Below are 22,817 nucleotides of genomic sequence, written 5' to 3'. Positions count from 1 at the left end.
CGCCATGACCATTGCCGACCCGACAGTCAGCTCAGTACCGCGTTCCGACCCGGCGGGCATCAACGCCGTGCTCGGCGAACTCGACAAACCGTGCTACGTGGTCCGCACCGGCGAGGGGACGGCGGTGTGTAACGAGCCCGTGGTCGACGACGCCGACATCGTCGCGGCGGTCGGCCCGCTGCCGTCCGAACGCCTGGGCTCTCCGCGTTTCCGCGCCGACCACGGGGTTCGGCACGCCTACCTCGGCGGGGCGATGGCGGGCGGCATCGCCCGGGAGGAGTTCGTGATCGCCCTGGCGCGGGCGGGCTTTCTGGGGTCGTTCGGCGCGGCCGGACTGCTGCCCGACCGGATCGAACGCGCGCTGCGCCGGTTCGCCACCGAGATTCCCGGGCTGCCCTACGCGGTCAACGTGATCCACAGCCCCAGCGAGGAGGCCCTCGAACGACGGACGGTCGAGTTGCTGTTGCACTACGGCGTGCGCCGGGTGGAGGCCTCGGCGTTCATGGACCTGACCGAGCACATCGTGCGGTACCGGCTCGCCGGGCTGAGCGCGGACCGGCAGGGACGGCCGCTGGTCGGGAACCGGGTGATCGCGAAGGTCTCGCGTACCGAGGTGGCGGAGCGGTTCATGCGCCCCCCACCGGCCGAACTGGTGCGGCGGCTGCTCTCCGAAGGGCTGATCACCCGCCAGCAGGCCGACCTGGCGGCCGGTGTGCCGATGGCCGACGACATCACCGTGGAGGCCGACTCCGGGGGGCATACGGACCGGCGCCCCCTGACCGCGCTGTTCCCGGCGGTGGTGGGAACCAGGGAGCGAGTCGCGGCCGAGTTCCCCCCTGCCGCGCACCTGCGGATCGGGGCGGCGGGCGGGATCGGCACTCCGTGGGCAGCCGCGGCGGCGTTCGCGCTGGGGGCCGACTACGTGGTGACCGGCTCGGTGAACCAGTCCTGTGTGGAGGCGGGGACCTCCGAGGCGGCGAAGGAGCTGCTCGCGAAGGCCGGGGTGGCCGACTGCGAGATGGCTCCCGCCGCGGACATGTTCGAACTGGGGGTCGAACTCCAGGTGCTGCGCAAGGGAACCCTGTTCCCGATGCGGGCGAAACGCCTGTTCGAGCTGTACCGCTCGCACTCGGGCATCGAGGAGCTGTCCGCCGAGGACCGGGACAGGCTGGAGAAACAGATCCTGCGCAAACCGGTCTCCGAGGTCTGGGACGAGGTGACCGAGTACTTCGAACGCCGGGATCCCGAGCAGCTGCACCGCGCCGCGCGGGACCCCAAGCGGAGGATGGCGTTGGTCTTCCGGTGGTACCTGGGCATGGCCTCCCGGTGGGCCTCGGTGGGGGAGGACACCCGCACCCCCGACTACCAGATCTGGTGTGGCCCCGCCATGGGTGCCTTCAACGACTGGGTGGCCGGCACGTACCTGGCCGAGCCGGCCAACCGACGAGTCAGCGACGTGGCCGGACACGTGATGCGCGGGGCGGCCCTGGTCAGCCGTGCCAACCAGCTCCGCCTGGCGGGTGTGCACCTGCCCACCACCTGCTCCGACTACCGGCCGCTGCGACCCGTCAGAGAGGAGCGGGAATGAACACCGCCACCCAGGAGACCACCGTGGCCGGACGCTACGCGGAGGCGAGCGCGCTGGACCACGCCCTCGGCGATCCCGGTGACCCGGAGAACCCCTTCGGCTTCGCGGCCATGGTCGCCCGTGACCGCGAGGCCGCGTTTCCGGAGGACTTCCGCGACCGGGTGGGGTCCGAACTGCGGTTGAGCTTCGTGCCGACCGAACACGGCGGCACGATGACCGGGCTGGACGAGACGTTGTTCCGGGTGCGGCTGACGGCCCGGCGCGACCTGACCGTCATGCCCGCCACCATGTTCAGCGTCACCGCGACGTCCTGTGTGCTGATCTCGGGGTCCGAACGGCAACGGGCGGAGGCGCTCGACCTGCTCCGTCGCGGCGAGTCCATCGGTTTCGCGCTGTCCGAACCGGAGCACGGCAGCGATCTGCTCAACAACGAGTGCGCGCTGAGCCGGGTCGACGAACGGCGCTACCGCGCCGACGGCCACAAGTGGCTGGTCGGCCTGGGAGGGCGCTGCTCGGCGCTGCTGTTGGTGGCGCGCACCGGTGGACGTGGCCCGGCCGCCTTCTCGGCGGCGCTGTTGCGCGGTCCCTCGGTGCGGGCGGCGCGCCGGGCCGTGCGGGAACATCCCAGCGGGATGCGCGGGGTGGACTTCGCGGATTTCCGGTTCGAGGACACCGAGGTGGAAGGCACGGCCCTGGTCGGCGCCCCCGGTCGCGGGACGGAGACCGCGATGAAGGCGATGCAGCTGGTCCGTGCGCTGAGCACCGGGGCCAACCTCGCGGCCTCGGACACCGCCCTGCGCCTGACCCTGGACTTCGCCTCCGAACACGAGGTCGCCGGACGGGGACTGCTGGAACACCCGCATCCCAGGCGGGAGATCGCCACCGCCGCCGCCGCCGTGTTCGCCGCCGACGTCGTGGCGGTCACCTGCGCGCGCGGCATGCACACGACGCCCGGCGCGCACAGCCTCTGGTCCAGCGTGGCCAAGGCCGTGCTGACGGACCACAGTGAGGAGGTCTTCGCCAGGTGCGCCAATGTTCTCGGCAGCCGCAGTCTGCTCACCGAGGGCAGGTACGCGCCCTTCGACGTGGCGCGCCGGGACAACGCGGTCGTGCGCTTCATCGACACCAGCCCGGTGGCGAACCTGCGGCTGGTGGCGATGCAGCTGGGGCAGCTGTCGGCGACGACCATGGCCGAACTGGGCGTCGACGAGCGGTGGCTCACCGACCCGGCGCTGCGGACCACCTTCGAGCTGGGGGCCGAACTTCCGAGCCTGTCGCTCGACGGGCTGCGGCTCAGCGTGCGCGGCCGGGATCCGGTGTGGGCGGCGCTGCCCACCGTGGCCGAGGCCTGCGCGGCGGCTGTGGGGCCGGAGGCCGCCGTCACCGGCCGGTTGGAGGCCCTGCGCACCGCGCTGTCGGAGCTGCACCGGGACGTCGAGGCGCTGCGGGCCTCAGAGGGCGGTGAGTTCGGAAACGCACCGGAACTGATCGAGATGGCCGAACGTTACTGCGCGCTGCACGCCGCGGCCAGCTGTGTCCACCTCTGGTGGTTCAACCGGACCACGGCCCTGTTCGGCGCTCCGGCGGGTAGCACCGGTTGGCTCGGTGCCGTTCTCGGGTTCCTGCTCGACCGCGCCGACGGCGGCCACAACCGCGTGGACCGCGGCGACGCGCGGCAACTCGGGAACATCGTCGCCGCCCTGCACCGTTCGGGCCGACTGTTCTCCAGCGTGGCGCTGCCGCTCGCGGAATCCCGGGAGGAGTCCCCATGACCGTCGACAACATGATCGAACTCGCCGGGGAGCTGGAGGCCTACCTCGGCGATCCGCACGACGACGCGAGCAGGATCCCGTTCAGCCGCGTGCTCCGGCTGGACGAGCGGGAGCAGGTCCCGCACGAGCCGCTGCACGTGTTGCGGCGGTGGAACGTGCACCAGTACTGCCTTCCCGACTACTGGGGCGGCCGGGCCGGCGACGTCGAGGTCGGTTTCCACCTGCTCCGGCTGATCGCCCGCCGCGATCCGACCACGGCCACGGCGTTGATGGTCACGCACCTGGCGTTCATGCCCGCCTGGATCGCCGCCACCGAGGACCAGGGGCGACACTACGTGTCCGAGATCCAGCGGGGCACCCGCATGGCGTGGGCGCTGTCCGAGCGCGGGCACGGAAGCGACGTCACCGCCAACGAGACCCGCGCCGAGAAGGTGCCGGGCGGATACCTGCTGACCGGCGAGAAGAACCTCATCGGGAACGCGACGATCGCCGACGTCGTCACCGTGCAGGCCCGCACCGACGAACGCGGCGGCCCCGGTGGTTGGTCGGTCTTCGCCGTGGACAAGCGCGAGTGCCCCGCCGGTTCGGTCGCGGAGCTGCCCGGGGAACGTCTGCACGGCCTCCGGGCCATGGACATCAGCGGCGTCCGGTTCGAGGGCGTGTTCGTGCCCGAGCACCACCGGATCGGCGCCCAGGGGCAGGGCCTGGAGATTACGCTCCAGAGCGCCCAGGTGGCCCGGACCGTGATCAACGGCCTGGCGCTGGGCGCCGCCGACACGGCACTTCGCGTGACCATGGACTTCGTCACCCGGCACGAGATCTTCGGCAGCCGGGTCGTGGACATCCCCTACACCCGGCGTCAGCTCGCGGAGTGCTTCGCCGACCTGCTGCTGGCGGAGGCGGTCGGCACGGGCGCGGTGCGCGCCCTCCAGGCCAATCCCGCCCAGGCCAGCGTGTTCTCCTCGGCGGTCAAGTACTTCGTGCCGACGCTGCTGGAGCGCAGCATGGCACAGCTGTCCACCGTGCTGGGAGCCCGTCTCTACCTGCGGGAGCATCCGCGTTTCGGCATCTACCAGAAGATGCTCCGGGACGTGCTGGCCGCCACGTTCGTCGACGGCAACACGGTGGTGAACCTGAAGAACATCGCCGTGCAGCTCGGCGGGCCACCGAAGGACACGGAACCGGACTCGGAGACGCTGGAGCGCACGCGCACCGTTTTCGACGTGGACCGGCCGCTTCCCGTGTGGGAGCCGAGCAAGCAGACCCTGTTCGGCCGGGGACGCAACGACACGCTCGACACGCTGCCGGACGGCATCGCCGGTCTCCGCGCGCTCGCCGCACGGTCCGAGGGGCGCCAGCGGGAGTGGTTCGAGCGGGCCGCGCGGGCGGGACAGACCCTGTTGGAGGAGCTGCGGCGCGTCCGCCGGGAAGGTGCCGAGCTGCGGCAGAAGATGGGACGGGAGCACGCCTCCTCGGCGGAACTCTTCCGTCTGGCCGAACAGTACTGCGCGATCAACGCGGGGGCCGCGGCGATCCACCTCACGGTTCGTTCCGCCGACTCACTTCCCGGCGAACTGCCTGACGGGGCGGTGCTGCTGCTCATGGTGGAACGGTCCCTGCGGCACTTCCGGGCGTACGAGACGGTCACCGACGTGGACGTGGTCGACCGTGTGATGGACGTTGCCGGTGACATGCACCGGCGGCACAGGCTGTTCTCGCACTGGCGGTTTCCGGTGGCGGCCTCGGACGGGACCGCCGGAGACGTGTGGTGACGCCGTCCGGGATCAGCACCCGGTCGGGGGGCGGGCACGACGGCCCCGTCTTCGGCGGGAGCGGAAGACACCAGCGGAACACCAGGAAGGCGCGAGACTTTTCGGTTTACTTCCGGCCCGGGCCGATTCCGGCGAGCCGGACGACGTTCGAGGGGAACCGATGACCACCACCGAGAGAACTCCGTCGGCGACCGACGGCGAAGTACGCTGGACACACTGTCCGTCCTGCTCCGGCATGATCTACCTCCGCAGGCTGTGGCGGCACGACAAAGTGTGCCCCGACTGCTCGTACCACTTTCGCCTGGGGCTCTCCGACCGACTGACGATGCTGCTGGACCCGGACTCCCACCAGTGGTTCGACTCCGAGCTGACGGCGCGTGACGTGCTGTCGTTCAGCGACACCCGCCCGTACGGGGAACGGCTGGCGAAAGCGCGGGAAACAACCGGGGCGGGTGAGGCCGTGCGGTGGGGACTCGGCCGGATCCACGACAACCCGGTGGTCGTGGCCGGGCTCGACTTCGCCTTCCTCGGAGGCAGTATCGGCGGGGTGACGGGGGAACTGCTGGCCCGGGCCGCCCGGGCCGCGCTGCACCGTCGGATTCCGCTGCTGCTGGTCACCGCCTCCGGCGGTGCCCGGATGCAGGAGGGAGTGGTGGCCCTGGCCCAACTCGCCAAAACCAGTCAGGAGATCGGGCGTCTGCGCGAGGCGGGCGTGCTGGTGCTCAACATCAACACCGACCCCACCTACGGTGGCGCGACGGCCTCGTTCGCCACGCTCGGCGACGTGGTGCTGGCCGAGCCGGGGGCCAGGATCGGGTTCGCGGGCAAGAACGTCATCCAGCAGACGATCCGGGCCGAACTGCCCCACAACTTCCAGACGGCGGAGTTCCTGGCGCGCAACGGGATGTGCGACCTCGTCGTCCCCCGAGGGGAGCTGCGTTCGACGGTGGCTCGGCTGCTGTCGCTGCACGGACAGGACGCACCGGAGGAGGCGACTCCGGGCGGAGGCCGGATCGACGATCCGGACGGGCTGGACCGTCGCGCCGCCGCCGACGTCGTCGCCGCGGCACGGGACGTCCAACGTCCGACCACACTGGACTACTGCGGACTGGTCTTCGACGAGTTCGTCGAGCTGCACGGGGACCGGGTCGGAGCCGACGACCCCGCGATCGTCGGCGGCCTCGCCAGGTTCGCCGGGCGGGCCGTGGTCGTGCTCGGTCACCAGAAGGGACACACCACCGGGGAACTGGTCGAGCGCAACTTCGGAATGCCCCAGCCCGGCGGCTACCACAAGGCCCGGCGCATGATGGACCACGCGCAGCGGCACGGGATGCCACTGGTGACCTTCGTGGACACACCGGGCGCCTATCCGGGCGTGGAGGCCGAACGCCACGGGCAGGGCACGGCCATCGCGGAGGCCATCCTGCGGATGTCCCGCCTGACGGTTCCCACCGTCGTGGTGGTGACCGGGGAGGGCGGCAGCGGCGGGGCACTCGCGCTCGGTGTGGGCAACCGGATGCTGATGCTCGAACAGGCCTATTTCTCCGTGATCAGCCCCGAGGGATGTTCGACCATCCTGTTCGGTTCCTCCGAGCACTCGGCTGTCGCCGCGGAGTCGCTGCGCCTGACGGCGGCGGATCTGATGCGCCTGGGAGTGGTGGACGGGGCCGTGCCCGAACCCGAGGGGGGAGCGCAGTCCGACCACGCGAGCACGGCCGCCAACATCCGTGCCGCCCTGCGGGAGAGCCTGGCGGAACTGTCCGGTCTCTCGCCCGAGCAGCTGCTGGAACAACGGTGGGCTCGCGTCGCCGCGATCGGTGACCCCGGGGTCCAGGCCGCCCTGGGGGAGCCCTCCGGCCGGTGACCCCGCGCCGCCTCGCTCCGCGGCCCACCCATCCACCAGACAGGAAGGAACCGAGATGTCCATCGAGACCAACGGCGCGAAACTCACCGAGCACGGACAGGACCTGACCACGGGAACCCCGAACACCTCCGGGGCGGGGCATCACACGATCGCCGAACTCGGCGAGCACGTCGGACGACTCCTGGCGCGGGTCGACCGCCCCGTGCGCAGGATCCGGTTGCAGGCGGGGCCGGACTCCGTCGAGATCGACTGGGCCGACGAGCCCGGTCCGGCCCCCGCCGTCGACGCCGCGGGAGCCGTCGAGATCTCCGAGGCCGTAGGGGAGGAGGGGACGCGGACAGCGGTACGCGCCCCGCTGGTCGGAACGTTCTACCGTGCCCCCGCTCCGGGGGAGGACCCGTTCGTCGAGATCGGCACGATCGTCGAGCAAGGACAGCAGCTCGCCATCATCGAGGCGATGAAGCTGATGAACCCGATCAGCGCTCCCGTCTCCGGGAGGGTCGTGAGCATCACGGGCACCGAGGCCGAACTCGTCGAGTACGACCAGGTTCTTTTCGAGATCGAGCCGGAGGAGGAGTGAGGTTGTTCGTCAAGGTGCTCGTCGCCAATCGCGGCGAAATCGCCGTCAGAGTGATCCGTACCTGCCGCAGGCTGGGGATTCCCACGGTCGCGGTCTATTCGCGGGCGGACGAACACACGCTGCCGGTCCGGCTCGCGGACGAGGCCGTGTGCGTCGGTCCCGCTGACGCGCGGGAGAGCTACCTGCACATCCCGAACATCATCGGCGCGGCGTTGCGCACCGGCGCTGACGCGATCCACCCCGGATACGGCTTCCTGTCCGAGGATCCCTACTTCGCGGAGATCTGCGCCGACCACGGGATCACCTTCATCGGCCCCTCGGCCGAGGTGATGGAGGTGCTCGGTGACAAGTCGAGCGCGCGCAGGGTCATGGGGGACAACGGGCTGCCGCTGCTTCCGGGAACCGTGGAGCCGCTCGGTTCCTACGAGCAGGCCCAGCGGGTCGCCGAGGACATCGGCTACCCGGTCGTGCTCAAGGCGGTCGCCGGTGGCGGTGGTCGCGGGATCACCGTGGTGCACCGTCCCGTCGACCTTTTCGAGGCGTTCCACACCACCCGGGCCAACGCCCAGACCCTGTTCAAGGATCCTTCGCTGTACATGGAGAAGTACCTCGAACAGGCACGCCACATCGAGGTGCAGGTCCTGTGCGACAGCCACGGTCGGGGGGTGCACCTGGGAGAGCGGGACTGTTCCATTCAGCGCCGCAACCAGAAACTCCTGGAGGAGGCTCCTTCCCCCGCCGTGGACGAGAACCTGCGGCAGGAGCTCGGTGCTGCCGCCGTGCGGGGAGCCCTGGAGGCGGGCTACCAGGGTGTCGGCACGATGGAGTTCCTGCTCGACGGGCAGAACCGCTTCTGGTTCATGGAGGTCAACACGCGTATCCAGGTGGAACACCCCGTCACCGAGGCCATCACCGGTATCGACCTGGTGGCCGAGCAGATCCACAGCGCCGCGGGCGCCCCGCTGTCCCTGCGGCAGGAGGACGTCCGACCGTTCGGTCACGCCGTCGAGTGCCGGATCAACGCCGAGGACCCCGCTCGGGGGTTCGTGCCCACCCCGGGCACCCTGCACACCTACCATGCCCCGGGCGGACCGTGGGTGCGGGTGGACACGCACTGTCACACGGGGGCCACCGTCACGCCGCATTACGACTCCCTGGTGGCGAAACTGGTGTGCTGGGGCCCGGACCGCGCCAGCGCGCTGGACCGCACGAGCCAGGCCCTGCGGGAGTTCGAACTGGACGGAAACGGTATGCGCAGCACCATCGGGCTACAGCGGGCGATCGTCGAGGACGCCGTCGTCCGTGACGGCGGGGCCACGACGGGGTTCCTGCGTGCCCGTATGCCGGAGTTCGCGGGGTAGCGGTGTGATACGGGGCTGACCTGCGGTTTCGTGGGGAGGTGGCAGGGGGTGGACAGCGGTGATCGAGGTGGGGTAGAGTTTCACTCGGTCGTTGAGTTTCTGGGTTCGTGTTCGTACACGCTCGCAGGATGTCGATGCGGGCGAGCTTCTGTCTTTGGTTGTAGCTGGAGTAGTAGCCGTCTGAGATCCCCGGCCCGGGTGTCCGCGCGGTGTGGTCATCCGTCATACGTACCCCAGCTCCCGAAGGAGAAGGACATGACACAGGGAACAGTGAAGTGGTTCAACTCGGAAAAGGGCTTCGGCTTCATCGCTCCTGACGAGGGTGGCCCGGACGTGTTCGTGCACTACTCGGCCATCGACGCCCCGGGCTTCCGCAGCCTGGACGAGGACCAGCAGGTCACCTTCGAGTCCAGTCAGGGCTCCAAGGGCCCGCAGGCCGACGTCGTCCGCGCGGTCTGAGGCTTTACCCGCTTCGTCGACGGCTCCCCATCCCGTTCGGGTGGGGAGCCGTTGTCGTGTCCGGACGTCTTCCCACCTCCCGTCTCCGGGGCCTCGGCTCCCGCCTGTGCGTCCGTCGCTCGGCGCCGGGCCTCCACTGTGATCCCCCGGCGGGATGAGAGTGGCGACACGGGCCCGGATGCTCTTGGAGTCGGGGAGGGGTCTCGGGTTCGGTGTGGATCACCGTCACGGCTGGCCGGTCACCGGCGGAATCCCGGTGTGTGGCCGTGACGTTTCCGTCAGGAAGGATCAGGTGAGGTGGCAACCGACTCGGCAACCGCCCACGCGCACCCGCCGGTGCTGCCCGAGAACCACGCCTCGCTCATCGTGCAGGGCAGGGACCGCACCGGCATCGTCGCCGCCGTCAGCGCGGTCCTGAGCGGGCACGGGGCGAACATCGTCTCGCTGGACCAGTACTCCGACGACCCCCACCAGGGCGGGACGTTCTACCAGCGCACCGTGTTCAGCCTCGACGACCTCCGGGCCGCGTTGCCCGTGCTGGAACAGGACCTCGCCAGCGAGCTCTCCGCGGGGTTCGATCTCGACTTCACCCTCCGCGACATGTCGGTTCCCAAGCGGGTCGCCGTGTTCGCCTCCAAGGAGGACCACTGCCTGCTCGACCTGCTGTGGCGGCACCGCAGGGGGCAGCTTCCCGTGACCGTCACGATGGTCGTCTCCAACCACACCGACACCGCCGAGGAGGTGCGGGCCTTCGGCGTGCCCTTCGTCCACGTGCCCACGATGGAGCTGGGCAAGTCGGCGGCCGAGGCCGAGCACCTGCGACTGTTGCGCGGCAACGTCGACTTCGTCGTGCTCGCCCGGTACATGCAGATCCTGTCCGGCGACTTCATCGCCCGGCTCGGGGTGCCCATCATCAACATCCACCACTCCTTCCTGCCCGCCTTCATCGGTTCCGGCCCCTACGCCAAGGCCAAGGAGCGCGGCGTCAAACTCGTCGGCGCCACCGCCCACTACGTGACCGAGGATCTCGACGAGGGGCCGATCATCGAGCAGGACGTCGTCCGGGTGACCCATGCCGACACCCTCGCCGACATCCGACGTCGCGGTGCCGACGTCGAGCGCACCGTGCTGGCCCGGGCCGTGCGCTGGCACAGCGAGGACCGCGTCATCCGCAGCGACAACAGCACCATCGTCTTCGCCTGAGGGGGCGCGGCGCGGTCCCGCCGCGGCGCCCGGGCGGGGGACGATGTGGGCATGTGCGAGGCGGACCACACCCTGGAGGGGCTCGTCGGGTTCGCCCGGGCGCTGCGCCACTCCGGGATGCGGTGTGGCCCGGCCCGGGTGCGTTCCTTCCTGGACGCCACCGCCCACGTCGACTTCGCCGACCGGGACCAGCTCTACTGGGCGGGCAGGCTGACGTTGTGCTCCGACCCGGACGACCTGCCCCGTTTCGACGCCGCCTTCCACGCCTGGTTCGGTGGCGGGGTGGCCGGTACGGAACTCCGGCCGCGGCGGCGTGGCAGCGCGCGCTCCCGCGCCTTGCCCCTGGGCGGGGACGATCCGGAGTCGACCCGCTCGGAGGAGGCCGAACGCCTCGCGGCGGCCGGGGACGTCGAGGTGCTGCGGCACCGCGACATGGCCGAGCTCGGCGAGGCCGAGCGTGCCCAGCTGCGGCGGATGATCTCCTGGCTGGATCCGCGCCCGCCCCGTCGTGCCGCGCTGCGCAGGCGTCGGGCCCGCGCGGGCCGTCTCGATCCCGGCGGCACCATGCGCTCCATGCTCCGTACCGGCGGGGAGCCGGTGCGGCTCGTGTACCGGGCGCGTCGGGACCGGCCCCGCAGGGTGGTGCTGCTGGTCGACGTCTCGGGTTCCATGAGCCCCTACGCGGACGCGTTGCTGCGTTTCGCGCACGTCGTGGTGCGGGCCGCCCCGACCACCACCGAGGTGTTCACCCTGGGCACCAGGCTGACGCGGGTGACCAGGCAGCTGCGTCAGCGCGATCCGGAGTTCGCCCTGGCCGCCGCGGGACGGGCGGTGCCGGACTTCTCCGGCGGCACCCGGCTGGGTGGCACGGTGCGGGCGTTCCTGGACCGGTGGGGCCAGCGCGGTGCGGCGCGGCAGGCGGTGGTGGTGCTGTTCTCGGACGGATGGGAACGCGGCGGAACCGAGGAGCTCGCCGAGCAGATGCGCCGGATGCGAAGGTTGGCCCACGTCGTGCTGTGGGCCAACCCGCACGCGGGGCGGGCGGGCTACGAGCCGGTGCAGTCCGGGGTGGCGGCGGCACTGCCCCATGTGGACGCGCTGGTGGCCGGGCACAGCCTCGCGGCGCTGCGTCGGCTGTGGCGGCGGGTGCGGGAGTGCTCCGAGTCCGGCTCCGCCGGGTGAGCACGCCGCCGGAGCCCGTTTCAGACGCTGCGCAGCACCGAGACAACGGTGCCGAGGATCACGGCCCCGTCACCGTCGAGGACCTCGTGGGCGGGGTTGCGCGGTTCGAGCAGCACGTGACCGTCGCGGCGGCGGTACACCTTGACCGTGGCCTCCTCGTCGATCATCGCGGCCACGATCTGGCCGGAGTGGGCCTCGGGCTGCTGGCGCACCACCACCACGTCGCCGTGGTGGATTCCGGCCTCGGTCATCGAGTCACCGCGCACCCGCAGCGCGAACACGGTGCCGCGCCCGGCGAACTCCCGGGGCAGGGTCAACACGTCCTCGACGTGCTCCTCGGCCGTGATGGGGGCGCCGGCGGCGATGTCGCCGAGCACGGGGACGCTCACCCGGTCCTCGGACGGTTGGGTGGTCGTGGACTCCCGCAGGAACATGCGCACGTCGATCGGGCGGGAGACCGTGGTGCCGCGGCGCAGGAACCCCTTCCGCTCCAGGTCCGCCAGGTGCCGGGAGACCGAGGACGAGGAGCGCAGCCCCACGGCGTCGCCGATCTCGCGGGTGCTGGGCGAGTAGCCGTGTTCGAGCACCCGGTCCCGGATCGCGGCCAGGATGCGCCGCTGGCGCGGGGGCAGGATCGAGGTGTCCGGGTGATCGAGATCGTCGTAGGTGCTCACCCGGGGAATGGTAGAGGCGGACCTCGGGTTGTCGATCACCGGTGCGCCCGCGGGCGGCGGGGATGCCCTGTCCGCCGCTCCCCTCGTGAGAGGGAGCCCGGCGGTGGGGTCTCCTTCCGGTCCCGTGAGCGCCCGGCTCCTCCCTGCTCTCACCTGATCGTGTCGAGCGAACCGTGTGTCGCTGACCGGGGACGTTGCGTGTCGTTCGGGATCATGGAGCCCAGCCACGGACTCGTTGCCGCCGGGACGGCGACGGCCACGAGGCCGTGACATCAGCCGCTGTTGAGGGATTCCTCGGGACGGTTCGGTTCGCCGGGACGCGTTGTCGCCCCGGATCGGGCGCTGTGGTGGGTGTGCGTGGGGTGCCGCGCGGCGGAGCGGGTCCGCCGCCGCGTGCCGGGACGGTGCGACACCCGCCCACACGCCGGGCACGTCGCCGATCCGGCCCGTCGAAGGGATCCGAGACGTTGCCCCGACACATGTCCGCACCACGCGGGCAGGCTCCGTGAGGGAGGCCCGATGCCGCGCATCACCGTCGACGTCGACGGAACCACCTACACCGACGACGTGAGTCCCAGAACCCTGCTCGTGCAGTATCTGCGGGAACAACTGGGCAAGGTCGGCACCGTCGTGGGTTGCGACACCAGCAACTGCGGAGCCTGCACGGTGCATCTGGACGGACAGAGCGTGAAGTCCTGCTCGGTGCTGGCTGTCCAGGCGGACGGCCACGAGGTGACCACCGTCGAGGCCCTGGCCCGCGACGGGCGGCTGCACCCGGTGCAGCGGGCCTTCCACGACAACCACGCCTTGCAGTGTGGGTTCTGCACCCCGGGAATGATCATGCAGGCGCTGGACCTGCTCGCGGAGGATCCCGAACCGGACGACGAGCGCATCCGGGAGGGGCTGGAGGGCAACCTCTGCCGCTGCACCGGCTACCAGAACATCGTGCGCGCCGTGCGGGACGTCTCCCGCCAGATGCGTCCCGGTGCCGGGCCTGCCATGGAGCATTCCGGACGGACCCCCGCCCCGCGCACTTCCACCGAACAGGCCGACACGCGTGTGACCGGAGGGCAGTCATGACCGCCACCCCAGTGAGTCCGTCCGAACCGGAGATCGGACGCGCGCGCAGACGCAAGGAGGACGCCAGGCTCGTCACCGGCCGAACACGGTGGACGGACAACATGAGCCTGCCTGGCATGGTGCATCTGGCCGTGCTGCGCAGTCCGGTGGCCCACGCCCGGATCAGCGCCATCGACACCACCGAGGCCCGGCGGATGCCCGGGGTGCACGAGGTGGTGACCGGGGCCGACCTCGCCGAGCGGCAGGGCAGCATGCCGTGTGCCTGGCCGGTCACCCCGGACATGAAGACCCCCTACGCTCCCGCCCTGGCGGTGGAGGAGGTCCACTTCGCCGGTGAGGCGGTGGCCATGGTGGCCGCGCGCAGCGCCGCCGAGGCCCGCGACGCCCTGGACGCGATCGACGTGGACTACGAGGACCGGGAGGTGGTCCTCGACGTCGAGGCCGCCGCGCGGGACGACTCCCCCCTCGTGCACGAGGAGCTGGGCACCAACCGCAGCGCCACGTGGACCTTCGACTCGGCCGAGGCCGGCACGGGAGGGGACGTGGAGCGGGCCCTGCGGGACGCCGAGGTCCGTCTGGACCGGACCTTCCGGCAGCAGCGGCTGATCCCCGCCTTCATGGAACCGCGTTCGGTGCTGGTCGACCCGACCGGTGAGCAGTACACCGTCTGGTCGTCCACCCAGGTGCCGCACATCCTGCGCACCATGATCGCCATGACCCTCGGCGTCGGCGAGCACAAGGTCCGGGTGATCGCCCCCGACGTGGGCGGGGGTTTCGGGGGCAAGCTCCAGGTCACTCCCGAGGAGATGCTCACCTTCCTCATGGCCGAGCGGCTCGGTCGTCCGGTGAAGTGGACCGAGAGTCGTTCGGAGACCATGGTCTCGGCCCACCACGGCAGGGACCAGGTGCAGCGGCTCTCGCTGGCCGCCCGTGCCGACGGGACGGTCACCGGACTCAAGGTCGACCTGCTCGCCGACATGGGGGCCTATCTGCGGCTGGTCACCCCCGGGATCCCCATCCTCGGGGCGCTGATGTTCAACGCGATCTACAAGTTCGACTCCTACCGCTTCACCTGCACGAACGTGTTCACCACCAAGACGCCCACCGACGCCTACCGGGGCGCGGGCAGGCCGGAGGCGACCTTCGCGATCGAACGGATGATGGACGAGCTGGCCGCCGAGCTCGACATGGACCCCCTGGAGGTCCGCCGCAGGAACTGGATCAACCACGACGAGTTCCCGTTCGACACCGTGGCCGGGCTGACCTACGACTCCGGCGACTACGAGGCGGCCACCGACCGGGCGGTGGAGATGTTCGGCTACCAGCAGCTGCGGGACGAGCAGCTGCGGCGTCGACAGCGCGGCGACACCGTCCAGTTGGGCATCGGGGTCTCCACGTTCACCGAGATGTGCGGGCTGGCGCCCTCCCGGGTGCTCGGGTCGCTGTCCTACGGGGCCGGTGGCTGGGAGCACTCCCAGGTACGGGTGCTGCCGACCGGCAAGGTCGAGGTGGTCACCGGCACCTCCCCCCACGGGCAGGGCCACGTGACCGCCTGGAGCCAGCTCGTGGCCGACCGCCTGGGTGTTCCGTTCGAGGACGTCGAGGTGCTGCACGGCGACACCCAGTCCTCACCCCGGGGACTGGACACCTACGGTTCCCGGTCGTTGGCGGTCGGCGGGGTCGCGGCGGTGCGGGCCTCCGACAGGGTGATCGACAAGGCGCGGTCGATCGCCGCGCACCTGCTGGAGTGCTCGGAGCAGGACCTGGACTTCTCCGCCGGGCGTTTCTCCGTGCGCGGCACGGACCGGGGCATGGCGCTCACCGAGGTCGCGTTGGCGGCCTTCACCGCCCACGACCTGCCCGAGGGCGTGGAGCCCAACCTCGACGCCGAGGTCAGCCACGACCCGGAGAACTTCTCCTTCCCCCACGGCACGCACCTGTGCGCCGCCGAGGTCGACACCGAGACGGGGCGGGTGCGCATCCGCTCGTACGTGTGCGTGGACGACGTCGGCACCGTGGTCAACCCGCTGGTCGTGGAGGGGCAGGTGCACGGGGGACTGGCCCAGGGCATCGCCCAGGCGCTGTACGAGGAGGCCGTCCACGACGAGGACGGAACGCTGACCACGGCGACGTTGGCGGACTACCTGGTTCCCTCCGCCGTGGACCTGCCCGAGTTCCACACCGACCGCACCGAGACCGACGCGACGTCCAACCCGCTCGGGGTGAAGGGCGTCGGCGAGGCGGGAACCATCGCCTCGACCCCGGCCGTGGTGAACGCCGTGGTCGACGCCATCAGGCACTACGGCGTCACCGACGTGCGGATGCCGTGCTCGCCGCAGCGGGTGTGGCGGGCGCTGTCCGGGGCCCGGGCGAGCTCGGCCACGGCGGCCGAGTCCGGCGGCGGGCTCGGTTCCGTAGACCCCGACCAGCCGTTCCCCACCGGAGGTGACAGGTGATTCCCGCCGAGTTCGACTACGTCGCTCCGTCCACCGTGGAGGAGGCCGTGCGGGCCCTCCGGGACGCGGGGGAGGACGCCAAGGTACTGGCCGGTGGGCAGAGTCTGCTGCCGGTGCTGCGCATGAGACTGGCCGCCCCGTCGACGGTCGTGGATCTCGGGAAGGTCTCCGAGATGCGCGGGGTGCGCGAGGAGGACGGGAACCTGGTGATCGGGGCCATGACCACCCACCACGAGGTCGTGCGGGACGGGCTGGTCAACGAACACGCGTCCCTGCTGGCGCTGGCGACGCGGACGGTGGCCGATCCGCAGGTGCGCCACCGGGGGACCCTCGGCGGTTCCCTCGCGCACGCCGACCCGGCCGGTGACCTGCTGGCCCCGGTGCTGGCCTTGGAGGGGGAGATGGTGCTGGCCGGCCCGCAGGGCCGCAGGACCGTTCCCGCCGACGAGTTCTTCGTGGACCACTTCACCACGGCGGTGGGGCCGGAGGAACTGCTCGTGGAGGTACGGGTGCCCAAGCACACCGGCTGGAGCGCCCACTACGAGAAGTTCAACAGGGTGGCCCAGGCCTGGTCGGTGGTCGGGGTCGCGGCCACGGTGCTCGTGGAGGACGGCAGGATCGCCCGCGCCCGGGTGGGGCTGACCAACATGGGGTCCACCCCGGTACGCGCCCACGGGGTGGAGCGGGCGCTGCTCGGTGCGAGCCCCACGGGCGAGGCCGTGCGGCGGGCCGCCGAACGCGCCCACGAGGGAACCAGCCCCGGCAGCGACGCCAGCGCCGACGCCGACTACCGGCAGCATCTGGCCGAGGTGTTGACGGGCAGGGCGCTGGCCACGGCGGCGGGGGTGTGACGGCTTCGTGTACCCGACCGGCCCGCACGGCGCCCGCCGCCGGGTGGGCCGGGGCGGGAGCCGGACGCGTTCCCGCCGACGCGAGGAGGGAATAGAGTGCAACTGGAGCACGAGTTCACCGTGCCCGTGCCGGTCGAGACGGCCTGGCAGGCCCTGCTCGACCCGGAGAGGGTCGCGCCGTGTATGCCGGGGGCCACGCTGAAGAGCGTGGAGGACGGCGAGTTCTCCGGCTCGGTCAAGGTCAAGCTCGGCCCGGTGTCGCTGTTGTACAAGGGCAACGGCCGGTTCGCCGAGGTCGACCACGAGACCCACCGCGCCGTGCTGGAGGCCAGCGGCAAGGACTCGCGGGGGAACGGCACCGCCGCCGCCACGGTGCGGGCGACGTTGCGGTCCGAGGGCGAGAGCACCGCCGTGCACGTGGACACGGACCTGAAGATCACCGGAAAACCCGCCCAACTCGGGCGGGGACTGATCTCCGACGTGGCCCAGCGGCTGATCGACCAGTTCGCGCGGTGCCTGGCCGAACGGCTCACCGGCTCCGAGGTCGCCGAGGCCGCCGGGGACGGGCAGCAGCAGGCCGCGAGCACGGGCACCGTCGGCGGGGCCTCGGTCTCCCCCGACGGTGAGGCCGGTCAGGAGCGTTCCGCGCCCACGCGCGCCGAGTGGGACTCCGGGGCCCCGGACGAGCGCACCCCGTGGAAGGTCACCGGCGCCGAGGGGGAGCCCTCCCACGAGGGCGTCTCCTCGGAACGGCCGGAGCACGAGCGGCACGGTGCCGGGTTGTCCGGCTCCGCGCGGCGGACGGGGGACGCCGAACAGGACGTGGTGGATCTGCTCGGCACGGCCGGGGTGCCGGTGCTGAAGCGGCTGGGGCCGGTGGTGCTGGCCGCGGCGGTGCTGGTCGTGGTCCTGGTGGTGTGGCGGCGGAGGGCACGTCCTGCGTGGTGACGGACTTCGGGAGGCCGGAGCCGCCCCGTGGGGCGCTCACCGGGCGCCCCACGGGGCCGCGCCGTGGTCACCGGCCGGTGTTCTCACCGTCCAGCAGGGACCGGGCGAACTTCTCACCCTGGTCGAGGGCCTGCGCCGCCTCCTCGGCGCGGTTGTCCTGGTCGTCTGCCCGCGAGGCGGTCCGGGATGACCCGCCCCGGTCCTCCTCGAGGGTCTGGGAGGCGAACTTCGGCAGCAGCTGGGACAGCAGCAGCGTGGACAGGGCGGACTGGTCGCCACCGCCGCGGACCACGATCGGACGCGGGGCGTTCTCGGCCAGCCGCGAGCCGACCTCCAGCCTGCGGCGGGCCAGCTCGTAGTGCAGCACGGCGCGGTTGTCGCGGTAGGCCTGGCCGAGCCGCTGCCGGGACTTGGCCTCGTTCTGCGCCTCGGTGAGCGTGGCCCTGCCCCGGGCCTCGATCTCCCACTGGGCCCGCTGGGCCTCGGTCTCCTGTTCCTCCAGCCTCCGGGCCACGTCGCGGCGGGCCTGGTTGCGGGCGGCCTTCACCTCGACCAGTTTGGCGTCGCGGGTCTTCTTGGCGCGTTCGATCTCCATCAGCAGGTTGTCGATGCGCCGTTTGCGGGTCAGCTCCCACTCCCGCTCGTAGGCGCTGAGTTCCTTGGAGACCCGCTCGCGGGTGGCCAGGTGCTGCTGGTACTGGTCCGGCAGCTGCACGTCGGGGATGTTCGCCCCGAGGATCCGCACCCCGTACTTGGTGAGCTGGCGGTTCAGGGCCTGCTGCATGTCCTCGACGTCGCTGCCGCGCAGTTCGTGGGCCTGTTCGGTGTGCACGCGCCGGGCGCGCTGCCGCAGGGCGTCCTGCACCGCGCTGGACAGCACCATGTCGAAGTTGCCCGCCCCGATCGTGCGTACGAAGTCGACCGGGTTGTCGATGCGGAACTTCAGGAAGAACTCGATCGACTTCAGCGGCACGTCCTCCGCCGTGGGGCAGGCGGCGACCGGGGCGTTGTAGGGGATCTCGGTGGTGGTGTCGACGACGAACTCGACCTTGTCCCACGGCCACCACAGGTAGTGCCTGCCGGGGGCGAGGGTGCCGGTGAACGCGCCGTAGCGGCTGCGGATGCCGGTGGTGCCCTGTTCGATCTCCACGATCGATCCGCGCCACAGGGCCAGGGCGGTCAGCACCAGCATCAGCAGGCTGGCCCCCCACAGGACGGTGGACAGCGGTGCGGTGCTCAGCACCGCCGTTCCCCCCAGGTACAGGGTGAGGAACAGCAGCGCGACCCAGGCGGGGTTGCGGTTGTCCTTGGGGATCACCACGGGGACGAGCTTGCCCTCGTCCCCGCTGCGGATGAGTTGACGGATGTTGGACCACGGCGCGATCGCGTCGGTGATCGTGGAGAAACCGTTCCGTTGGGTGGTCATCACTGCTCACCTGCCTGGGAGTCCTCCTCGGACTCGGACGGCTCGTCGGGTGTGGTGTCGTGCCCGGAACGTCCGGTCGGGGCGTCGGGCTCGGCGGGTGGGATGTCCTCCTCGTCCCGCCCGGTCTCGGAGGAGACTGTCTCCATCCGGGACAGGTGGCCGCCCTCGGCCAGCAGTTGTTCGATCTCGGGTTCGCGCTGCCGGATGCGTTCCTGGATGGCCTCGGTGCGTTGTTGGATGGCGGAGACGTCCGCCTCGGACAGTCCGGCCCCGTCGTGGGAGGTGCCGAGCATCCTGCGCGCGGCGGAGAGGTAGTCGATGTTGTCGTCGTCTCCCAACGAGACGAGCACCGGAAGGTGCTCGGCCAGTCCCTCCAACCTGTCCAGCAGGTCCCGCTCGTAGTGGTACTCCAGGATCTCCGGGTTGTTCGCCGCGCTGACCGCCCGGATGTCCAGCGCCTGGGCCTCCAGCAGGGCGGAGTTGGCGTTGGCGGTGCTCTCCGCCTCCACGAAGCGCTGGCGGGCCTGGGCCTTGGCGCGGTTGGTCTCCCGTTCCAGCGCGGTGTCCATCTGCGCCTGATAGCTGGCGATCTCGGCCCTGATACCGGAGAGGCTCTCGTTCATCGAGGCCAGTTCCTTGTTCAGGTCGCCCTCGTCCTGTTCCTTGCGCAGGCTGAGCTCGTACTCGTAGGTGTAGGCCTCCTTGGCCATGCGCACCATCTCCGGGGAGGCCAGGTCGGCGCGGTACTGCTGGCTGGACGGCTCGGCGTGGGTGATGTTGGCGCTGGTCAGCCGCACCGCGGGCAGGAACTGTTCGTTCAGGTTGTCCAGCAGTTCCTGGGTGCTCTCCCCGACGAGGTCGTAGATGTCCTCGGCGCGCTGCTGGTAGATCAGGCTCCGGGTGACCTCGCTGACCGCGTTGGTCAGCTTGTCGGAGAAGCCGGACACCGCGCCGAGGGCGAACATGAACTGGGTCGGGTCCTCGATGCGGAACTGTAGGAACAGGTCGACCGAGGCCTTGATGCCGCTGCGGGTGGGTGCTTCGCTGATCGGCGCGTTGAACGGGTACTCCCGCGTGGTGTTGAGCACGTAGCTGACCTGTTTGCGCGGGTCGAGCAGCAGGGTCCGTCCCGGGCCGACCGTGCTGTCCAGTTTGCTGAACTTGGTGATCATCGCCTGGCAGCCCTCCGGCACCATGACGATGCTGCGCCGCAGCCACAGCAGCACGGCCAGCCCCGCCAGCAGCACCCAGAGGTGCGGGCCGACCCAGGCCGCGCCCTGCCCCGTCCGGTGGACCACCAGGGTTCCGAGCAGGGCCAGCGCGAGCAGCACCAGCAGCGGAAAGCCCAGGTTGGTCAGCGCGTTGCGTTTGGGGATCACCACGGGGCAGATGACGTTGACCCGCTCCCCGTCGTCCCCGCGTTCCGGGACGCTGCTGTTGACGAGCGCGCCGACCTCCTCCATCGGGGCGGTGCGCTGTTCGATCCGGGTGCCCGCCGAGCTGCCCTGCTCGCGGGCGGAGAGGAAGTCGCTGGGGTCGATCGCGAACTCGTCGGCCTCCTCCTCGGTGGGTGCGCTCCCCGAGGCCGAGGGGGGCTGTTTCTCCCGCGCCACGGACATGGCCTGGCGCCCGGCCGCTGCGATGGACATGGGTCGCTCCCTTGACGACTGCGGGATCGCCTACGTCGGACGTGCGGCGGGTGGTCCCCGGTTCCTGCCGGGGCGGCGGTTCCCGCGTGTGATCGCAGACTATCGCTCCGGCGGGCCGGTGTGGGGAGCTTCACGGGTTTCCGCCTGTCGGGCCGTGCTCAGGTGGTGCTCGCCAGTCGCACGCGGTACAGCCGTTCCAGCCAGCGGTGCTGGGTCTCCGCCACCGGGGTGGCCGCGGCCACCAGCGCGGGGGCCGGGCACGGGGGGTGTGTGGGCACGGGGAGCTGCCCGTCGACGGGAAGCAGCGGGTCGGTGACCACATCGCCGTCCAGCAGCGCCACCGTGCCCAGTCCACAGGCGAACGGCAGTTCGGGCAGCGCCCCGGCCAGGGCGAGCTGGGCGGCCAGCCCCACACTGCTCTCCACCGCTGAGGACACCACGCACGGCAGGCCGCAGGCCTCGGCCACCTCGAGGGAGCGCCGCACCCCGCCCAGCGGGGCGGCCTTGATCACGGCCACGTCGGCGGCCTCGGCCACGGCCACGCGCAGCGGGTCCTCGGCGCGCCGGATCGACTCGTCGGCGGCCACCCGCACGTCGACCCGTCGGCGGACGGAGGCCAGTTCCGCCACGCTCGGGCACGGTTGTTCCACGTACTCCAGCCCGCCGGCGGCGCGGTCGAGTTCCCGGATGCGGTGCACGGCCGTGTCCACGTCCCAGGCCGCGTTGGCGTCCACCCGGATCGCGCCCGAAGAACCCAGCGCCTGCCGTACCGCCTCCACCCGTTCGGCGTCGGCGGAGGCCGGGTCGCCGGGTTCGGCGACTTTCACCTTGGCGGTGTGGCAGCCGGAGTTCGCCACGAACTCGTGGGCGCGCCGCGGGTCCACGGCGGGTACGGTGCAGTTGACCGGCACCGTCTCCCGCACTGGGGTGGGCCAGCCGAGGAAGCAGCTCTCCAGCGCGGCGTCCAGCCAGGGCACGCAGTCGGCGTCCGAGTAGTCCTCGAAGGGGCAGAACTCCCCCCAGCCCTCGGGACCGTTGAGCAGCACCCCCTGCCGGACGGTGACGCCCCGGAACCTGGTGCGCATCGGCAGGCTGTAGACGCGTACCGCGTCGAGCTGGGTCAGGTCGAAGGTTCCGGGGTCGCTCGCCATGCCCTCGATCCTGGCACGGCCGTACCACCGTGGGCATCCGATGACGTCCGAGAACACAGCCTCCCGGCCGTTCTCGACACCGCCCGTGACGGGCTCTGGCCACGGGGTGGTGCCCGGTGGGTCAGGCGACGCTGGGGCGGCCGATGTCGAAGACGTCCACCTCGAAGCGGGCCCACTGCCTGCGCAGCGCAGGAACTCCCTGGTCGAGGGCGAAGTTCAGCTCCCCGAGGGTGACCGGCAGCAGGGTGAACACCTGGAGCTGCTCCACTCCCTGGGCGTCGGTGAACCTGGTGAACTCCGGGGGGAACAGCGGGTGTCCCCCGGCCAGCAGGGCGTGGAACTCGGTTCCGGCCAGCAGTGGCTGTTCGTTGGGCACGATCTGGTCGGGAACCAGGTGGGTCCTGTTGCGCACCAGCAGTTCCGAGGAGATGTCCACAAGGTAGCGGGCGGCCTCGGCCTGTTCCCGGTAGACGGTGCAGGCCAGTTCCTGGGCGGGCTCGGCCCCGAGGGGTTGGAACCGCAGTCCCGAGCTGATCACCGAGGTCAGGTGGTACTCCTCCAGGTGGAAGAAGACCAGGCCGTAGCCGCGGTCGGGCCCGTGCACGTTCGGCGGCTCGGCCTCCGAGGGGGTGCCCGCGTGTCTCTCCAGGTTCTCCGCGAGGCCGACGAAGCGGTGGGCGCCGCTCACGGACGGGGGTTCCTGGCTACCGGTACTCATCCTGGCCTCCAGCGAACGGTTCCGGGGCTTGTACGGAAACGGTGGCGGACACTGCCGTTGCCCCGGCGAGCGGGGTGCCGCCG

At 71.2% G+C, this 22,817-nt stretch carries 18 protein-coding genes; 13 read left to right on the top strand and 5 right to left on the bottom strand.

All coding sequences use genetic code 11. The features are described from left to right. The first annotated feature begins 4 nt into the window (after positions 1–4). The 9 genes from ACTMO_RS0116010 to ACTMO_RS0115970 all read left to right on the top strand — a co-directional run bounded on the left by ACTMO_RS0116010 (position 5) and on the right by ACTMO_RS0115970 (position 11,781). On the top strand, positions 5–1,588 hold the full coding sequence (locus ACTMO_RS0116010) for a PfaD family polyunsaturated fatty acid/polyketide biosynthesis protein (RefSeq protein ID WP_019855699.1): 1,584 nt from the start codon (positions 5–7) through the stop codon (positions 1,586–1,588). Further along, positions 1,585–3,360: an acyl-CoA dehydrogenase family protein gene (locus ACTMO_RS0116005; RefSeq protein ID WP_019855698.1), complete on the top strand. Its 1,776-nt coding sequence runs from the start codon at positions 1,585–1,587 to the stop codon at positions 3,358–3,360. The genes ACTMO_RS0116010 and ACTMO_RS0116005 overlap by 4 nt, the downstream gene beginning before the upstream one ends. Continuing rightward, entirely contained in the window at positions 3,357–5,132 is a 1,776-nt protein-coding gene (locus ACTMO_RS0116000; RefSeq protein WP_019855697.1) for an acyl-CoA dehydrogenase family protein, read from the top strand. Before ACTMO_RS0116005 ends, ACTMO_RS0116000 begins: the two co-directional genes overlap by 4 nt. Positions 5,133–5,292: 160 nt before the next feature. Continuing rightward, a complete protein-coding gene (locus tag ACTMO_RS0115995; RefSeq protein WP_019855696.1) occupies positions 5,293–6,996 on the top strand; it encodes an acetyl-CoA carboxylase carboxyltransferase subunit alpha in 1,704 nt (567 codons plus the stop codon). Between the two features lie 55 nt (positions 6,997–7,051). Then, entirely contained in the window at positions 7,052–7,576 is a 525-nt protein-coding gene (locus ACTMO_RS21275; RefSeq protein WP_019855695.1) for an acetyl-CoA carboxylase biotin carboxyl carrier protein, read from the top strand. Further along, complete coding sequence (locus ACTMO_RS0115985) at positions 7,573–8,937, top strand: acetyl-CoA carboxylase biotin carboxylase subunit (RefSeq protein WP_019855694.1); 1,365 nt, start codon at positions 7,573–7,575, stop codon at positions 8,935–8,937. The genes ACTMO_RS21275 and ACTMO_RS0115985 overlap by 4 nt, the downstream gene beginning before the upstream one ends. 255 nt (positions 8,938–9,192) lie before the next feature. Then, positions 9,193–9,396, top strand: coding sequence for a cold-shock protein (locus tag ACTMO_RS0115980; RefSeq protein WP_019855693.1), 204 nt, complete (start codon positions 9,193–9,195; stop codon positions 9,394–9,396). Positions 9,397–9,693: 297 nt separating this feature from the next. Further along, the gene (gene purU / locus ACTMO_RS0115975) at positions 9,694–10,599 is read left to right on the top strand and encodes a formyltetrahydrofolate deformylase (protein WP_019855692.1); all 906 of its coding nucleotides are present in this window, start codon (positions 9,694–9,696) and stop codon (positions 10,597–10,599) included. 51 nt (positions 10,600–10,650) lie between these two features. Next, positions 10,651–11,781 (top strand): vWA domain-containing protein, encoded by a 1,131-nt coding sequence (locus ACTMO_RS0115970; RefSeq protein ID WP_019855691.1) that lies wholly within the window; start codon positions 10,651–10,653, stop codon positions 11,779–11,781. Positions 11,782–11,801: 20 nt separating this feature from the next. Here the strand turns inward: ACTMO_RS0115970 and lexA are convergent, their stop codons facing one another. Further along, the gene (gene lexA, locus ACTMO_RS0115965; RefSeq protein WP_019855690.1) at positions 11,802–12,455 is read right to left on the bottom strand and encodes a transcriptional repressor LexA; all 654 of its coding nucleotides are present in this window, start codon (positions 12,453–12,455) and stop codon (positions 11,802–11,804) included. Positions 12,456–12,974: 519 nt separating this feature from the next. On the opposite strand from lexA, the gene ACTMO_RS0115960 reads away from it, so the two are divergent. From ACTMO_RS0115960 to ACTMO_RS0115945, 4 genes are all read left to right on the top strand, one after another. Then, complete coding sequence (locus ACTMO_RS0115960) at positions 12,975–13,535, top strand: (2Fe-2S)-binding protein (RefSeq protein WP_019855689.1); 561 nt, start codon at positions 12,975–12,977, stop codon at positions 13,533–13,535. Beyond that, on the top strand, positions 13,532–15,991 hold the full coding sequence (locus tag ACTMO_RS0115955; protein WP_019855688.1) for a xanthine dehydrogenase family protein molybdopterin-binding subunit: 2,460 nt from the start codon (positions 13,532–13,534) through the stop codon (positions 15,989–15,991). Before ACTMO_RS0115960 ends, ACTMO_RS0115955 begins: the two co-directional genes overlap by 4 nt. Further along, entirely contained in the window at positions 15,988–16,842 is an 855-nt protein-coding gene (locus tag ACTMO_RS0115950) for an FAD binding domain-containing protein (RefSeq protein ID WP_019855687.1), read from the top strand. The genes ACTMO_RS0115955 and ACTMO_RS0115950 overlap by 4 nt, the downstream gene beginning before the upstream one ends. A 96-nt stretch (positions 16,843–16,938) precedes the next feature. Further along, positions 16,939–17,790 (top strand): SRPBCC family protein, encoded by an 852-nt coding sequence (locus ACTMO_RS0115945; RefSeq protein WP_019855686.1) that lies wholly within the window; start codon positions 16,939–16,941, stop codon positions 17,788–17,790. A gap of 67 nt (positions 17,791–17,857) precedes the next feature. On the opposite strand, the gene ACTMO_RS0115940 is transcribed toward ACTMO_RS0115945, so the two are convergent. The 4 genes from ACTMO_RS0115940 to ACTMO_RS0115925 all read right to left on the bottom strand — a co-directional run bounded on the left by ACTMO_RS0115940 (position 17,858) and on the right by ACTMO_RS0115925 (position 22,734). After that, positions 17,858–19,216 (bottom strand): SPFH domain-containing protein, encoded by a 1,359-nt coding sequence (locus ACTMO_RS0115940; RefSeq protein WP_019855685.1) that lies wholly within the window; start codon positions 19,214–19,216, stop codon positions 17,858–17,860. Further along, complete coding sequence (locus tag ACTMO_RS21270) at positions 19,216–20,865, bottom strand: SPFH domain-containing protein (protein WP_019855684.1); 1,650 nt, start codon at positions 20,863–20,865, stop codon at positions 19,216–19,218. Before ACTMO_RS21270 ends, ACTMO_RS0115940 begins: the two co-directional genes overlap by 1 nt. A gap of 158 nt (positions 20,866–21,023) precedes the next feature. Continuing rightward, positions 21,024–22,016 carry an o-succinylbenzoate synthase gene (locus ACTMO_RS0115930; protein ID WP_026449304.1) on the bottom strand — a complete coding sequence of 331 codons (993 nt, stop codon included), beginning with the start codon at positions 22,014–22,016 and terminating at the stop codon, positions 21,024–21,026. Between the two features lie 121 nt (positions 22,017–22,137). Then, positions 22,138–22,734 (bottom strand): suppressor of fused domain protein, encoded by a 597-nt coding sequence (locus ACTMO_RS0115925; RefSeq protein WP_019855682.1) that lies wholly within the window; start codon positions 22,732–22,734, stop codon positions 22,138–22,140. Positions 22,735–22,817 lie beyond the last annotated feature (83 nt).

The organism is Actinopolyspora mortivallis DSM 44261 (assembly GCF_000384035.1).
GTDB classification, from domain to species: Bacteria; Actinomycetota; Actinomycetes; order Mycobacteriales; family Pseudonocardiaceae; genus Actinopolyspora; species Actinopolyspora mortivallis.
This window is presented reverse-complemented; position numbering and strand designations above follow the sequence as displayed.

Bases quoted from the DNA above. Each gene is read 5' to 3' on its own strand.
- ACTMO_RS21270 (WP_019855684.1), bottom strand. From the start codon at position 20,865: ATGTCCATCGCAGCGGCCGGGCGCCAGGCCATGTCCGTGGCGCGGGAG.
- ACTMO_RS0115955 (WP_019855688.1), top strand. From the start codon at position 13,532: ATGACCGCCACCCCAGTGAGTCCGTCCGAACCGGAGATCGGACGCGCG.
- ACTMO_RS0115925 (WP_019855682.1), bottom strand. From the start codon at position 22,734: ATGAGTACCGGTAGCCAGGAACCCCCGTCCGTGAGCGGCGCCCACCGC.
- ACTMO_RS0115930 (WP_026449304.1), bottom strand. From the start codon at position 22,016: ATGGCGAGCGACCCCGGAACCTTCGACCTGACCCAGCTCGACGCGGTA.
- ACTMO_RS21275 (WP_019855695.1), top strand. From the start codon at position 7,052: ATGTCCATCGAGACCAACGGCGCGAAACTCACCGAGCACGGACAGGAC.
- ACTMO_RS0116000 (WP_019855697.1), top strand. From the start codon at position 3,357: ATGACCGTCGACAACATGATCGAACTCGCCGGGGAGCTGGAGGCCTAC.
- ACTMO_RS0115960 (WP_019855689.1), top strand. From the start codon at position 12,975: ATGCCGCGCATCACCGTCGACGTCGACGGAACCACCTACACCGACGAC.
- ACTMO_RS0115995 (WP_019855696.1), top strand. From the start codon at position 5,293: ATGACCACCACCGAGAGAACTCCGTCGGCGACCGACGGCGAAGTACGC.
- ACTMO_RS0115940 (WP_019855685.1), bottom strand. From the start codon at position 19,216: ATGACCACCCAACGGAACGGTTTCTCCACGATCACCGACGCGATCGCG.
- ACTMO_RS0116010 (WP_019855699.1), top strand. From the start codon at position 5: ATGACCATTGCCGACCCGACAGTCAGCTCAGTACCGCGTTCCGACCCG.
- ACTMO_RS0116005 (WP_019855698.1), top strand. From the start codon at position 1,585: ATGAACACCGCCACCCAGGAGACCACCGTGGCCGGACGCTACGCGGAG.
- ACTMO_RS0115980 (WP_019855693.1), top strand. From the start codon at position 9,193: ATGACACAGGGAACAGTGAAGTGGTTCAACTCGGAAAAGGGCTTCGGC.
- ACTMO_RS0115970 (WP_019855691.1), top strand. From the start codon at position 10,651: ATGTGCGAGGCGGACCACACCCTGGAGGGGCTCGTCGGGTTCGCCCGG.